The sequence below is a fragment of the Burkholderia sp. Bp9140 genome, assembly GCF_003853425.1.
In the GTDB taxonomy this organism is placed as follows: domain Bacteria; phylum Pseudomonadota; class Gammaproteobacteria; order Burkholderiales; family Burkholderiaceae; genus Burkholderia.
Genome location: NZ_QTPQ01000014.1, coordinates 50,427 through 64,314, shown reverse-complemented (window position 1 = coordinate 64,314; position 13,888 = coordinate 50,427). Strand labels below are relative to the sequence as shown.

The following is a 13,888-nucleotide window of genomic DNA, read 5'->3' as shown; positions in this document are numbered from 1 at the left end:
CTCGATGCAAACGAACCTCGCCGATTTCATCCGCAACACGCCCGACGGCGACGAGGCCGACGCGATCCTGCGCAAGTGCGTGCATTGCGGCTTCTGCACCGCGACGTGCCCGACCTACCAGCTGCTCGGCGACGAACTCGACGGCCCGCGCGGGCGTATCTACCTGATCAAGCAGATGGTCGAAGGCGCGCCGGTCACGCGCAGCACGCAGCAGCACCTCGACCGCTGCCTCACCTGCCGCAGCTGCGAGACGACCTGCCCGTCGGGCGTCCAGTACGGCCGGCTCGTCGAAATCGGCCGCAAGCACGTCGAGGCGCAAGTGCAGCGCCCCGTGCAGCAGCGGCTCGTGCGCCGCCTGCTCGCGAGCGTCGTGCCGAACGCGGCGCTGTTCTCGCCGCTCATGCGGCTCGGCCAGCACGTGCGGCCGCTCTTGCCGAAGCGGCTGCGCGACAAGGTGCCGCCGCGCACGAGGCTGCTCGAATGGCCACAGCGCACGCATCCGCGCAAGATGCTGATGCTCGGCGGCTGCGTGCAGCCGTCGATGCTGCCGAACATCAACATCGCGACCGCGCGCGTGCTCGACGCGCTCGGCGTCGAAACGATCGTCGCACCCGACGCGGGCTGCTGCGGCGCGATCCGCCTGCACCTGAACTATCACGACGAAGCGCTCGCCGACGCACGCCGCAACATCGATGCATGGTGGCCGTATGTCGAGCAAGGCGCCGAAGCGATCGTGATGAACGCATCGGGCTGCGGCGCGACGGTGCTCGAATATGCGCACCTGCTGCGCGACGATCCGGCCTATGCGGAGAAGGCGCGGCGCATCGTCGCGCTCACGCGCGACATCTCCGACGTGCTGCTCGCGTTCGAGGCCGAGATCGCGACGCTCGCGCGGCGCCGCGCGATCCATACGGTCGCGTACCACCCGCCGTGCACGCTGCAGCACGGCCAGCAGTCGCGCGGCAAGGTCGAGCGCCTGCTCGAGACGCTCGGCATCGAGGTGCGGCTGCCGGCCGACAGCCATCTGTGCTGCGGGTCGGCCGGTACCTATTCGCTGACGCAGCCGTCGCTGTCGTACCGGCTGCGCAAGCAGAAGCTGCTGAAGCTGCAGGCACTCGAGCCGCAAATGATCGTGTCCGGCAACGTGGGCTGCATCGCGCATCTGCAAAGCGGCACGCAGATTCCGGTCGTGCACTGGATCCAGCTCGTCGAGCATCTGCTGTACGGCTAGCGCGGCGCCGGCCCGGCCGGTCGCGCACGGCATCCCGTCCGTATAATGAGCGAATCGATGCGGCGCGTGCCGTGCCGCATCCGCCGCGGTATTCGCCGCCGCATTCGCTTCCCGTGCCTGCTTCCGTGCCCGTCATGTCCGATTTCGCCGCCCGTCTCGACTCCGTTCACCGCCGCATCGCCGACGCCGCCCGCGCGGCCGGCCGCGATCCCGCCACCGTCACGCTGCTCGCCGTGTCGAAGACGTTTCCCGCCGACGACGTGCGCGCCGCCCATGCGGCCGGACAACGCGCGTTCGGCGAAAACTACGTGCAGGAATCGATCGACAAGATCGACGCGCTCGCGGATCTGCGCGCCGGGCTCGAATGGCATTTCATCGGGCCGCTGCAATCGAACAAGACGCGCCCGGTCGCCGAGCGGTTCGACTGGGTCCATTCGGTCGACCGGCTGAAGATCGCGCAGCGCCTCGCCGAACAGCGCCCCGCGCACCTGCCGCCGCTCAACGTGTGCGTGCAGGTGAACATCAGCGGCGAGGCGTCGAAGAGCGGCGTCGCGCCGGCCGACGTGGCCGAGGTCGCGCGCGCGGTCGCCGCGCTGCCGATGCTGCGCCTGCGCGGCCTGATGGCGATTCCCGAACCGGCCGGCGATACCGACGCGCAACGCGCGCCGCATCGTGCGCTGCGTGCGCTGTTCGATACGCTGCGTGCGGAAGGCCTGCCGCTCGACACGTTGTCGATGGGCATGTCCGCCGATCTCGAAGCCGCGGTGCTCGAAGGCGCGACGATCGTGCGCGTCGGCACCGCAATCTTCGGCGCACGCGACTATTCGCACTGAGCGCCGCCCTTTTCCGCCTTTCCGTTCACTCACCTGCTCAATCGGACATCATGAAAATCGCATTCATCGGCGGCGGCAACATGGCCGCGGCCCTGATCGGCGGCCTGATCAAGCGCGGCGTCGCGGCTGACGGCCTGTATGCCATCGACGTCAACGAGGACGCCCGCGCGCGCGCCGCGCAGCAATTCGGCATCCGCACCGGCGCGGCCGTCGACGCGACGCTCGCGGACTACGACGCGATCGTGCTCGCGGTGAAGCCGCAGGTGCTGAAGGACGTCGCGCAGGCGCTCGCGCCGCATCTGAAATCGCAGCTCGTGATCAGCATCGCGGCCGGCATCCGCGGCACCGACCTCGCCCGCTGGCTCGGCGACTACGCGCGTGTCGTGCGCACGATGCCGAACACGCCCGCGCTCGTCGGCATGGGCGTGACGGGTCTCGCCGCGCTGCCGGGCGTCGACGCGGCCGGTCGCGAGCTTGCATCGAACGTGCTCGGCGCGGTCGGCGAGATCGTGTGGTTCGACGACGAAGCGCAGCTCGACGCGGTCACGGCGATCTCGGGCAGCGGTCCGGCCTACGTGTTCTATTTCATCGAAGCGCTGCAGGAAGCCGCGCGCCGCCTCGGCATGAACGACGAACAGGGCCGCGCGCTCGCGGTCGCGACGTTCGCGGGCGCCGCGCAGCTCGCCGCGCAATCGGGCGAGCCGGCAAGCGTGCTGCGCGAGCGCGTGACGTCGAAGGGCGGCACGACGGCCGCCGCGCTCGCGTCGTTCGACGCGCAGGGCGTGAAGGAAGCGATCGTGCGCGGCGCGCTCGCAGCCGAGGCGCGTGCGAAGGAAATGGGCGACGAGCTCGGCCGCGCGTAAGGGCAGCGACCTTCGCCGTGCTTACGGCACCGGCAACAAAAAAGCGGCCTCGGCCGCTTTTTTGTTGGCATCGCGCGCCGGGGGCGCGCAGCCGTTTCAGTTGCCCGCCGGACCCGCCAGCAGGTAGTGCGCGGCGATCCCCGCGAACAGCACGCCGCCGAGCCAGTTGTTGTGCCGGAACGCCGCGAAGCACGGCATCCGCTCGCGGCCCTTGATCAGCGTGTAGTGATACAGCGCGCAGCCGACCGCCGCGGCCCAGCCGGCCCAGTATGCGAGGCCGAAGCCGAGCGTCACGCCGATCCACACGTAGATGCCGAGCGTCACCGCATAGCACAGCATGACGGCCGCGACGTCGAAGCGGCCGAACGTGAGCGCGGACGTGCGAATGCCGATCTTGATGTCGTCGTCGCGGTCGACCATCGCGTATTCGGTGTCGTACGCGACCGACCAGAAGATGTTCGCAACCAGCATCACCCACGCGAGCATCGGCACCGTGTCCTGCACGGCCGCGAACGCCATCGGGATGCCGAAGCCGAACGCGATGCCGAGATACGCCTGCGGAATCGCGAAGAAACGCTTCATGAACGGATACGAGCCGGCGACGAACAGCGCGACGACCGACAGCTCTTTCGTCAGCGTATTGAGCGGCAGGATCAGCAGGAACGAGATGAACGCCAGCACCACCGCGATCGCGACGGCTTCCCATGCGCGGATCTTGCCCGACGTCAGCGGCCGGTCGGCCGTGCGCTTCACGTGGCGATCGAAATCGCGGTCGGCATAGTCGTTCATCGCGCAGCCGGCCGAGCGCATCAGCAGCGTGCCGAGCACGAAGATCACGAGCAGCGGCCAGCGCGGATGGCCGTCCGACGCGATCCACAGTGCGTTGAGCGTCGGCCAGAGCAGCAGCAGGCTGCCGATCGGCTTGTCCATCCGGACGAGCCGCAGATACAGGGGAAAGCGGGCAAGCATGGCGAAGCACCGGGAAGATAACCCCGGCATTTTAGAGCCGAGCGGCCGTCCGCGTCATGTCGGGACGGCCCGCGACCGGGTGCCGCTGCGCGCGCGGCCCGCCCGGGCCCGCTGCAGGCGGCCGGGCAATCCCGCGCGTCAATCAAGGGACAGATGCCTGGCAGGTGGTACCCGGCCCCGGTCCGAGGTCGGACACCCGCTCGTGCCGGCCGCATGGCGCGGGACCGGCCGCACCGACTTACGCGAGGAGCGACCGCAGCATCCACGCGGTCTTTTCATGCGTCTGCAGGCGCTGCGTCAAGAGGTCGGCGGTCGGCTCGTCGCTCGCCGCGTCGGCGATCGGGAAGATATCGCGCGCGGTGCGCACGACGGTTTCGTGCCCTTCGACGAGCTGGCGGATCATCTCTTCGGCTGCCGGCACGCCGTTCGCTTCCGGCACCGACGACAGCTTCGCGAAATCCGCGAACGTGCCCGGCGCGACGACACCGAGCGTGCGAATGCGCTCGGCGACCGAGTCGACCGCGAGCCACAGTTCGTTGTACTGCTCCTCGAACATCAGGTGCAGCGTATTGAACATCGGCCCCGTGACGTTCCAGTGGAAGTTGTGGGTCTTCAGATACAGCGAAAACGTATCGGCAAGCAGGCGCGACAGGCCGTCCGCGATCTTCCTGCGGTCCTTGTCGCTGATGCCGATGTTGATCTGCGTGGCGTTGCCTTTCTTGGCCATCTTCGGGACTCCTCATTCGAAACGTTGAACCGGCGAAGTGCGTCGAGCAATCCGCATGCCGCGTCGCGCGGCATCCGTTCGCGACTCGCCAGTCTAGCGCGGCAGGCCAATCCCTGCGCTCAGCCGCCGGCACCCGAGACGATCGGCGCGAGCGCGTGCAGCGCCTGCGCGGCCAGCTCGGCCGCACCGCCGATGACGATCGCGAAACCGACGATGCGCCGCGAACGCGGCGCGCATGGTCAGCATCATGTGCGTCATGGTCGTCACTCCTTCGACAAGACCTTGAACCGGAAGAAAAAACGGCCGGTCGTGCGACCGGCCGTTTCACGTTGCAACGTGACTGCGCTAACGCATCACGACATTCACGCGAGGTCGAAGCGGTCGAGGTTCATCACCTTGTTCCAGGCCGCGACGAAATCGCGCACGAACTTCTCGTTCGCATCCGCGCTGCCATACACCTCGGCCAGTGCACGCAGCTGCGAGTGCGAACCGAAGATCAGGTCGACGCGCGTGCCGGTCCACTTGACCTGGCCCGTCGCACGATCACGCCCTTCGAACACGTCGTTCGCGTCCGACACCGCCTTCCACTCCGTGCCCATGTCGAGCAGGTTGGCGAAGAAGTCGTTCGACAGCGTGCCCGTGCGATCGGTGAACACACCGTGCTTCGAGTCGCCGACGTTCGCGCCGAGCACGCGCAGGCCGCCGACCAGCACGGTCATCTCCGGCGCCGTCAACGTCAGCAGCTGGGCCTTGTCGACCAGCAGCGCTTCGGCCGGCGTCTGGTACGCGTGCTTCAGGTAGTTGCGGAAACCGTCCGCAACCGGCTCGAGCACGGCCATCGCCTCGCCGTCGGTCTGCTCCTGCGACGCGTCCATCCGACCCGGTGCGAACGGCACCGTCACCGTCACGCCCGCGTCCTTCGCGGCCTGCTCGACGCCGGCCGCACCGGCCAGCACGATCAGGTCGGCGAGCGACACCTTCTTGCCGCCCGTCTGCGCGGCGTTGAACGCCTTCTGCACGCCTTCGAGCGTCTCGAGCACCTTCGCGAGTGCGGCCGGCTGGTTCACGTCCCAGTCCTTCTGCGGCGCCAGGCGGATGCGCGCACCGTTCGCGCCGCCGCGCTTGTCCGAACCGCGGAACGTCGAGGCCGACGCCCATGCGGTCGACACGAGCTGCGCAACCGACAGGCCCGACGCGAGCACCATCGCCTTCAGCGCCGCGACGTCCGCGTCATCGATCAGCGTGTGGTCGACGGCCGGGATCGGGTCCTGCCACAGCAGTTGCTCGGCCGGCACTTCCGGGCCGAGATAGCGCGCACGCGGCCCCATGTCGCGGTGCGTGAGCTTGAACCAGGCGCGCGCGAACGCGTCGGCGAACTCGGCCGGGTTCTCGTAGAAGCGGCGCGAGATCTTCTCGTAGGCCGGATCGAAACGCAGCGACAGGTCGGTCGTCAGCATCGTCGGGCGATGCTTCTTCGACGCATCGAACGCATCCGGAATCACTTCGTCGGCGCCCTTCGCGACCCACTGGTGCGCGCCGGCCGGGCTCTTCGTCAGTTCCCATTCGTAGCTGAACAGGTGCTTGAAGAAGTCGTTGCTCCACTTCGTCGGCGTCGACGTCCACGTGACCTCGAGGCCGCTCGTGATCGCATCGCGGCCCTTGCCCGATGCGTACGCGCTCTTCCAGCCGAGACCCTGCTGCTCGATGCCCGCCGCTTCCGGCTCGGCACCGACGTCCGATGCAGGGCCCGCGCCGTGCGTCTTGCCGAACGTGTGGCCGCCGGCGATCAGCGCGACCGTCTCTTCGTCGTTCATCGCCATCCGCGCAAACGTCTCGCGGATGTCGCGTGCCGCCGCGACCGGGTCGGGGTTGCCGTCCGGGCCTTCCGGGTTCACGTAGATGAGGCCCATCTGCACGGCCGCGAGCGGGTTCTCGAGATCACGGTCGCCCGAGTAACGGCTGTTCGGGCCGCCGCTCAGTTCCAGCCAGATCTTTTCCGAACCCCAGTAGACGTCGTCCGGTTCCCATGTGTCGACACGGCCGCCCCCGTAACCGAAGGTCTTGAAGCCCATCGATTCGAGCGCGACGTTGCCGGTCAGGATCAGCAGGTCGGCCCACGAGATGTTGCGGCCGTACTTCTGCTTGATCGGCCACAGCAGCCGGCGCGCCTTGTCGAGGTTCGCGTTGTCCGGCCAGCTGTTCAGCGGTGCGAAGCGCTGCTGCCCGCCGCCCGCGCCGCCGCGGCCGTCGGCGGTCCGGTACGTGCCGGCGCTGTGCCAGGCCATCCGGATGAACAGGCCGCCATAGTGGCCGAAGTCGGCCGGCCACCAGTCCTGCGACGTCGTCATCAGCGCCTGCAGGTCGCGCTTCACCGCCGCGAGGTCGAGCTTCTTGAACGCTTGCGCGTAGTCGAAATCCTTGTCCATCGGATCGGACAGCGCCGAGTGCCGGTGCAGGATGTCGAGGTTCAGCTGGTTCGGCCACCAGTCCTTGTTCGACGGGCCGCCGGCCGCCGTATGGTTGAACGGACATTTCGATTCGGTCGACATGCTTTTTCTCCTTTACTTGCTCGTAGGCCCCCACTTGCCGGACGCGGTTCGTGGAGCCTTGCGGGGAATAAAACGGAACGGGGTGGTTCTGTCGTGCCGCGGGGTGTCGGGTGCGGAACACCGGACCGGCGTGCGGCGGCACTCATCCACCGTATACACGGTCCGCCAGGTACGCGAACGCAATCGGGCGCAGGCTGCGGGCCGCCGCCCTGGCACGATTTACGACCTCGTTGCGCGGCGGGATGTTCCGCTGCGCATGCTGCAATACCGACCGCATCATGACATCCTCCTTTGACGCTTGCATTCAGCGTGCGGATCGTGCGTTCGATCCGCACGCCGATCCATGAGGACAATTCTAGGTCAATCTATCTAATATTTGAATTTGATAAATTTCATCTATGCGATAGGAAAAAATAAACGGGGCCGCAAGGCCCCGTTCATCGTGCCGTCACGCATGCATGCCGCGGTGCGCTCAGTTCATCGTCGCCGGCATGTCGAGCTTCGCGACGCCCGGGAGATCGCACGCAGCGATCGCCTCGCTGATCGCATCGATCGCGGGCATCCGCGTGAAGCTCTTGCGCCACACCAGCACGACGCGGCGATCCGGCACCGGCTCGTTGAACGGCACGTACGACAGCAGCTCGGCGTCGGGGCCGTTCGCACGCGGGCCGATCTCGGCGACCGACATCCGCGGCAGCACCGTGATGCCGACGCCGCTCGCGACCATGTGGCGAATCGTCTCGAGCGACGAGCCCTCGAAGGTCTTCTGGATGCCGTCGGCCGTCTGCGAGAAGCGCATCAGCTCCGGGCACACGCCCAGCACGTGATCGCGGAAGCAGTGGCCGTTGCCGAGCAGCAGCATGGTTTCCTGCTTCAGATCCTCGGCGTCGATCTCGTCGCGCTTCTCCCACGGGTGTCCTGCCGGCAGCGCGACGACGAACGGCTCGTCGTACAGCGGCCGCACCATCAGGCCGGTTTCGGGGAACGGCAGCGCCATGATCGCGGCGTCGATCTCGCCCTGCTTCAGCAGTTCGAGCAGCTTCAGCGTGTAATTCTCCTGCAGCATCAGCGGCATCTGCGGCACGCGCTGGATCATCTGCTTGACGAGCGTCGGCAGCAGGTACGGCCCGATCGTGTAGATCACACCGAGACGGAACGGGCCGACGAGCGGGTCCTTGCCCTGCTTCGCGATCTCCTTGATCGCGAAGGTCTGCTCGAGCACGCGCTGCGCCTGCGTGACGATCTGGTCGCCGATCGGCGTCACGCTCACTTCGCTCGCGCCGCGCTCGAAAATCTGCACGTTGAGCTCGTCTTCCAGCTTCTTGATCGCCACCGACAGCGTCGGCTGGCTCACGAAGCATGCTTCGGCCGCGCGACCGAAATGCCGCTCGCGCGCGACCGCGACGATGTACTTCAGTTCAGTCAGGGTCATTGTGGGTCAATCAGGGATATGCATGCGATAGGTTTAATTTATACACCCGTTGGCACCGGTTCGCCAAGTTTCTCTGCATCGCGATACGCTGATTACGCGCTGAATGGCGGTTTTAAATCCGACCCCGAAGGCGCGAATCAAGCCTTCAGATACTGCTCCCGTGCGCCGAGCCAGCGCGCGAGATGCTGCGTGACCACCTCGGGATACGCGGCGATCAGTCGCGCCGCCGCGTCGCGGGCCGGATCGATCAGCCAGCCGTCCGTCTCGAGGTTCGCGAAGCGCAGCATCGCCGCGCCGGACTGGCGCGCGCCGAGGAATTCGCCGGGGCCGCGGATCTCGAGGTCGCGCCGCGCGATCTCGAAGCCGTCGGTTGTCTCGCGCATCGTCTTCAGCCGCTCGCGGCCGGTGAGCGACAGCGGGCCCGTGTACAGCAGCACGCACACCGACGCCGCGGTGCCGCGCCCGACGCGGCCGCGCAGCTGGTGCAGCTGCGCGAGGCCGAAACGTTCCGCGTGCTCGATCACCATCAGCGACGCGTTCGGCACGTCGACGCCGACCTCGATCACGGTCGTCGCGACGAGCAGCTGCACGTCGTTGCGCGTGAAGGCTTCCATCACGGCCGCCTTGTCGGCCGGCGCCAGCCGCCCGTGCACGAGCCCGACCTTCAGCTCGGGCAGGGCGGCGGCCAGCGTCTCGTAGGTCTCGACGGCCGTCTGCAGCTGCAGCGTCTCGCTCTCCTCGATCAGCGGACACACCCAGTACACCTGGCGGCCGGTCAGCGCGGCCTCGCGCACGCGGGCGATCACCTCCTCGCGCCGCGCGTCGCCGACGAGGCGCGTCAGCACCGGCGTGCGGCCCGGCGGCAGCTCGTCGATCGTCGACACCTCGAGATCCGCGTAATAGGTCATCGCGAGCGTGCGCGGAATCGGCGTGGCCGACATCATCAGCTGGTGCGGCTGGAAATCGCGCGCGCCGTTGGCCGCGTTCGCGGCCTTCGCGCGCAGCGCGAGACGCTGCTCGACGCCGAAGCGGTGCTGCTCGTCGACGATCACGAGGCCGAGCCGCGCGAATTCGACGGTGTCCTGGATGATCGCGTGCGTGCCGATCACGAGCTGCGCGGTGCCGAGCGCCGCGGCCTCGATCGCCGTGCGCTTCTCCTTCGCCTTCAGGCTGCCCGCCAGCCACGCCACCGTGACGCCGAGCGGCTCGAGCCACGCGCGCAGCTTGCGCGCGTGCTGTTCCGCAAGAATCTCGGTCGGCGCCATCAGCGCGGCCTGGTAGCCGGCGTCGATCGCCTGCACCGCGGCCAGCGCCGCGACGACCGTCTTGCCGCTGCCGACGTCGCCCTGCAGCAGCCGCTGCATCGGGTGCGCGAGCGTGAGGTCGTGCGCGATCTCGTCGACGACGCGCGACTGCGCGCCGGTCAGCGTGAACGGCAGCGCTGCGTAGAGGCGCGTCGTCAGCGCGTCGGCATCGGCGGCGGCGCGGCGCGGCATGGCGGGCGCCGCGCGCGTGCGGCGCTCCTCGTGCGCGCGCTTGAGCGACAGCTGCTGCGCGAGCAGTTCCTCGAACTTGATGCGCGTCCACGCCGGATGCGAGCCGTCCATCAGCGCGGCTTCGTCGGAATCGACGCGCGGGTGGTGCAGGATGCGCACCGCCTGCTCGAGCGACGGCACGTCGAGCGGCTTCAGGTAGTCACGCTGGATCTCGGGCGGCAGCAGCTCGGGCAGCGGCGTGCGCTCGACCGCGTTCTCGATCGCCTTGCGCAGATAGGCCTGCGACACGCCGGCCGTGCTCGGATAGACGGGCGTGAGCACCTGCGGCAGCGGCGCATCGGCTTCGACGACGCGCACCGCCGGATGCACCATCTCCATCCCGAAGAAGCCGCCGCGCACGTCGCCGCGCACGCGCAGCCGCTGGCCGACGGCCATCTGCTTGACCTGCGAGCCGTAGAAATTGAGAAAGCGCAGCACGAGCTGCTCGCCGTCGTCGTCCTGGATCTTCACGACGAGCTGGCGCCGCGGCCGGTACGCGACCTCGTTGTCGAACACGACGCCTTCGGTCTGCGCGATGCCGCCCGGCAGCAGTTCGCCGATCGGCGTGAGCGTGGTTTCGTCCTCGTAGCGCATCGGCAGGTGCAGCACGAGGTCGATCGAGCGCGTGAGGCCGAGCTTCGCGAGCTTGTCGACGGTCTTCACGGGTTTGTCGGCGGCCGGCTTCTTCTTGCGCTTTGCGCCGGCTGCACCCGACGCCCCTGCCGCGCCCGCTTCGTCGCCGCCCGCGCCCGTTTCGAGGTCGGGTGCGGCGGCGGCCGGCTGCGCGAGCCGCCCGTCCGCGCCGCGCTTCGGGCCCGCGCGACGCGGCGCGGCGCGCTCCACGGAACCGCGCTCTCCCGCGCTTCGCGCGGGTAACGCGGCATCGTCCGCGTCGAACGGATCGGCGGAATCGGCAACGGCGGCGGCGGAACGGCGTGGTGACACAGGCATCGGATCGTCTGGGTGCTTCGCAAGGCAAGTACAATAGCGGCTTTCACGTCGTCCGAACGAACGACGCCGGCCAGGCCGCGCATCCCGCCATCATAGCGGCTCGCGCGCCCCATTCATGCGTTTCCGCCCTGTCGGCGGCGCCCGCCGGCCGTTTCGAACCAGCCCGCATGTTCACGCTTTCCGATTTCGATTTCAATCTGCCGCCCGAGCTGATTGCGCAAACCGCGCTGCCCGACCGCACCGCGAGCCGCCTGCTCGAGGTCGATGGCACCGTCGAGCCCGCGCGCCTCGTCGACCGCCGCTTCGCCGAGCTGCCGTCGTGCATCGCGCCCGGCGACCTGCTCGTGTTCAACGATACCAAGGTGCTGAAGGCGCGGTTCTTCGGCCAGAAGGCCAGCGGCGGCAAGATCGAGGTGCTGATCGAGCGCGTGACCGGCACGCACACGGCGCTCGCGCAGATCCGCGCGAGCAAGTCGCCGGGCGCCGGCACGACGCTGCGCCTCGCCGACGCGTTCGACGTGACGGTCGGCGAGCGCGTCGAGCCGTTCTTCACGCTGCACTTCCCGGCGCCGTGCCTCACGCTGATCGAGCAGCACGGCCGCCTGCCGCTGCCGCCGTACATCGAGCACGACGCCGACGCGACCGACGAGACGCGCTACCAGACCGTCTACGCGAGCAACCCGGGCGCGGTCGCCGCGCCGACGGCCGGGCTCCATTTCGACCAGCCGCTGCTCGACAGGCTCGACGCGATGGGCGTCGAGCGCGCGACGCTGACGCTGCACGTGGGCGCCGGCACGTTCCAGCCGGTGCGCGTCGAGAACATCGCCGAGCACCGGATGCACAGCGAGTGGTACGACCTGCCGCAGTCGCTCGTCGACCGGATCGCCGCGACCCGCGCGCGCGGCGGCAACGTGATCGCGGTCGGCACGACGTCGATGCGCGCGCTCGAAGCCGCGGCGCGCAGCGCCGACGAAGCGGGCCGCCCGCTCGCGGCGGCGCAGGCCGAGACCGACATCTTCATCACGCCCGGCTACCGCTTCCGGGTCGTCGACCGGCTCGTCACGAACTTCCACCTGCCGAAGTCGACGCTGCTGATGCTGGTGTCCGCGTTCGCGGGCGTCGAGACGATCCGCGCCGCGTACCGGCACGCGATCGACGAACGCTACCGCTTCTTCAGCTACGGCGACGCGATGCTGCTCACGCGGCGCGACACGCCGGAGGCGCCGCGCGCGTAAGCGCGGCCATGCGCGGCATCGCGTACGGCCGCCGCGGCGCCGATCGGGGACGGGCTCCGCCCGGCCGCACCGCGCGCGACGATGACGCGCACTCGTTTTTTCCGTCGCCGGCACCCCGGCGGCGCTTTTCAACATGCGCCGGACTGTTTTCCGGTGGCAAGGAGCATGACGCGATGACCGAAGGTTCATCCCACGATACGCACGCCCAAGTGCAGGACCGCCCCGCCAACGGGCTCGAATTCGAACTGCTGACGACCGACGGCCATGCACGCCGCGGCCGCGTGAAGCTCAACCATGGCGTGGTCGAGACGCCGATCTTCATGCCGGTCGGCACTTACGGCACCGTGAAGGCGATCCAGCCGCGCGAGCTGCACGAGATCAAGGCCCAGATCATCCTCGGCAACACGTTCCACCTGTGGCTGCGCCCGGGCCTCGACACGATCGACGCGCACGGCGGCCTGCACGGCTTCATGGGCTGGAACAAGCCGATCCTGACCGACTCGGGCGGCTTCCAGGTGTTCTCGCTCGGCGACCTGCGCAAGATCACCGAGGACGGCGTGACGTTCGCCTCGCCGATCAACGGCGACAAGCTGTTCCTGTCGCCGGAAGTGTCGATGCAGATCCAGAAGGTGCTGAACTCCGACATCGTGATGCAGTTCGACGAATGCACGCCGTACGCGACCAACGGCGTGCCGACCACGCACAAGGAAGCGGCCGAGTCGATGCGCATGTCGCTGCGCTGGGCGAAGCGCTCGCTCGACGAGTTCGACCGGCTCGGCAACCCGAATGCCCTCTTCGGGATCGTCCAGGGCGGGATGTTCGAGGACCTGCGCGACGAATCGCTCGCGGGCCTGTCGGCGCTCGGCTTCCACGGCCTCGCGATCGGCGGGCTGTCGGTCGGCGAGCCGAAGGAAGACATGATGCGGGTGCTGCAGCACGTCGGCCCGAAGCTGCCGGCCAACAAGCCGCACTACCTGATGGGCGTCGGCACGCCGGAGGACCTGGTCGAGGGCGTCGCGAACGGCATCGACATGTTCGACTGCGTGATGCCGACCCGCAACGCGCGCAACGGCTGGCTCTTCACGCGCTTCGGCGACGTGAAGATCCGCAACGCGACGCACAAGAATGCGCTGAAGCCGCTCGACGCGAGCTGCGCCTGCTACACGTGCCGGAACTTCTCGCGCGGCTATCTGCATCACCTGCACCGCGTCGGCGAAATCCTCGGTGCGCAGCTCAACACGATCCACAACCTGCACTACTACCTGCAGCTGATGAGCGAGATTCGCGACGCGATCGAGACCCATACGTTCGACGCGTTCCGCCAGCGCTTCGCGGAGGATCGCGCGAGAGGGGTCGACTGACGGGCCGGCGGCCCGCACCGCGGCCCGTCACACAGGACGTGTACTAAATAATGCGTTCCGGGTGCCGGTCACGACCGCCAAACATTACAATTGCCTTTCCAAACGAGTCGCAATGGTGTCGTTTCGCGCTTAACGGCTTGATCCGCAAGCGCATTTGCTGCGCCGTTTGCGCATGGGGCCGGTGGTAGAATAACCGGCTTAT

General features: G+C 68.3%; 10 protein-coding genes. 5 read left to right on the top strand and 5 right to left on the bottom strand.

The features are described 5' to 3' along the window. The first annotated feature begins 4 nt into the window (after window positions 1-4). From glcF to proC, 3 genes are all read left to right on the top strand, one after another. A complete protein-coding gene (gene glcF / locus DIE21_RS13885; protein ID WP_124498241.1) occupies window positions 5-1,231 on the top strand; it encodes a glycolate oxidase subunit GlcF in 1,227 nt (408 codons plus the stop codon). Window positions 1,232-1,365: 134 nt separating this feature from the next. Next, on the top strand, window positions 1,366-2,064 hold the full coding sequence (locus DIE21_RS13880) for a YggS family pyridoxal phosphate-dependent enzyme (protein WP_124498240.1): 699 nt from the start codon (window positions 1,366-1,368) through the stop codon (window positions 2,062-2,064). A gap of 50 nt (window positions 2,065-2,114) precedes the next feature. Beyond that, entirely contained in the window at window positions 2,115-2,927 is an 813-nt protein-coding gene (gene proC / locus DIE21_RS13875) for a pyrroline-5-carboxylate reductase (protein ID WP_124498239.1), read from the top strand. 96 nt (window positions 2,928-3,023) lie between these two features. Here the strand turns inward: proC and ubiA are convergent, their stop codons facing one another. From ubiA to recG, 5 genes are all read right to left on the bottom strand, one after another. After that, window positions 3,024-3,896, bottom strand: coding sequence for a 4-hydroxybenzoate octaprenyltransferase (gene ubiA, locus DIE21_RS13870; RefSeq protein ID WP_124498238.1), 873 nt, complete (start codon window positions 3,894-3,896; stop codon window positions 3,024-3,026). Window positions 3,897-4,134: 238 nt separating this feature from the next. Continuing rightward, a complete protein-coding gene (dpsA, locus tag DIE21_RS13865; protein WP_124498237.1) occupies window positions 4,135-4,623 on the bottom strand; it encodes a non-specific DNA-binding protein DpsA in 489 nt (162 codons plus the stop codon). 362 nt (window positions 4,624-4,985) lie between these two features. Then, window positions 4,986-7,172 (bottom strand): catalase/peroxidase HPI, encoded by a 2,187-nt coding sequence (gene katG, locus DIE21_RS13860; protein WP_124498236.1) that lies wholly within the window; start codon window positions 7,170-7,172, stop codon window positions 4,986-4,988. A gap of 472 nt (window positions 7,173-7,644) precedes the next feature. Further along, entirely contained in the window at window positions 7,645-8,604 is a 960-nt protein-coding gene (locus tag DIE21_RS13855) for a LysR substrate-binding domain-containing protein (RefSeq protein ID WP_124498235.1), read from the bottom strand. Between the two features lie 137 nt (window positions 8,605-8,741). Beyond that, window positions 8,742-11,090: an ATP-dependent DNA helicase RecG gene (gene recG, locus DIE21_RS13850; RefSeq protein ID WP_124498234.1), complete on the bottom strand. Its 2,349-nt coding sequence runs from the start codon at window positions 11,088-11,090 to the stop codon at window positions 8,742-8,744. 167 nt (window positions 11,091-11,257) lie between these two features. On the opposite strand from recG, the gene queA reads away from it, so the two are divergent. Both queA and tgt read left to right on the top strand, forming a co-directional pair. Next, a complete protein-coding gene (gene queA, locus DIE21_RS13845) occupies window positions 11,258-12,325 on the top strand; it encodes a tRNA preQ1(34) S-adenosylmethionine ribosyltransferase-isomerase QueA (RefSeq protein ID WP_124498233.1) in 1,068 nt (355 codons plus the stop codon). Window positions 12,326-12,498: 173 nt separating this feature from the next. Beyond that, window positions 12,499-13,686, top strand: a complete 1,188-nt coding sequence (tgt, locus tag DIE21_RS13840) for a tRNA guanosine(34) transglycosylase Tgt (RefSeq protein WP_124498232.1) — start codon at window positions 12,499-12,501, stop codon at window positions 13,684-13,686. Window positions 13,687-13,888: the final 202 nt, after the last annotated feature.

Coding starts and splice junctions, on each gene's coding strand:
- glcF (WP_124498241.1), top strand. CDS start 5: ATGCAAACGAACCTCGCCGATTTCATCCGCAACACGCCCGACGGCGAC.
- DIE21_RS13880 (WP_124498240.1), top strand. CDS start 1,366: ATGTCCGATTTCGCCGCCCGTCTCGACTCCGTTCACCGCCGCATCGCC.
- proC (WP_124498239.1), top strand. CDS start 2,115: ATGAAAATCGCATTCATCGGCGGCGGCAACATGGCCGCGGCCCTGATC.
- ubiA (WP_124498238.1), bottom strand. CDS start 3,896: ATGCTTGCCCGCTTTCCCCTGTATCTGCGGCTCGTCCGGATGGACAAG.
- dpsA (WP_124498237.1), bottom strand. CDS start 4,623: ATGGCCAAGAAAGGCAACGCCACGCAGATCAACATCGGCATCAGCGAC.
- katG (WP_124498236.1), bottom strand. CDS start 7,172: ATGTCGACCGAATCGAAATGTCCGTTCAACCATACGGCGGCCGGCGGC.
- DIE21_RS13855 (WP_124498235.1), bottom strand. CDS start 8,604: ATGACCCTGACTGAACTGAAGTACATCGTCGCGGTCGCGCGCGAGCGG.
- recG (WP_124498234.1), bottom strand. CDS start 11,090: ATGCCTGTGTCACCACGCCGTTCCGCCGCCGCCGTTGCCGATTCCGCC.
- queA (WP_124498233.1), top strand. CDS start 11,258: ATGTTCACGCTTTCCGATTTCGATTTCAATCTGCCGCCCGAGCTGATT.
- tgt (WP_124498232.1), top strand. CDS start 12,499: ATGACCGAAGGTTCATCCCACGATACGCACGCCCAAGTGCAGGACCGC.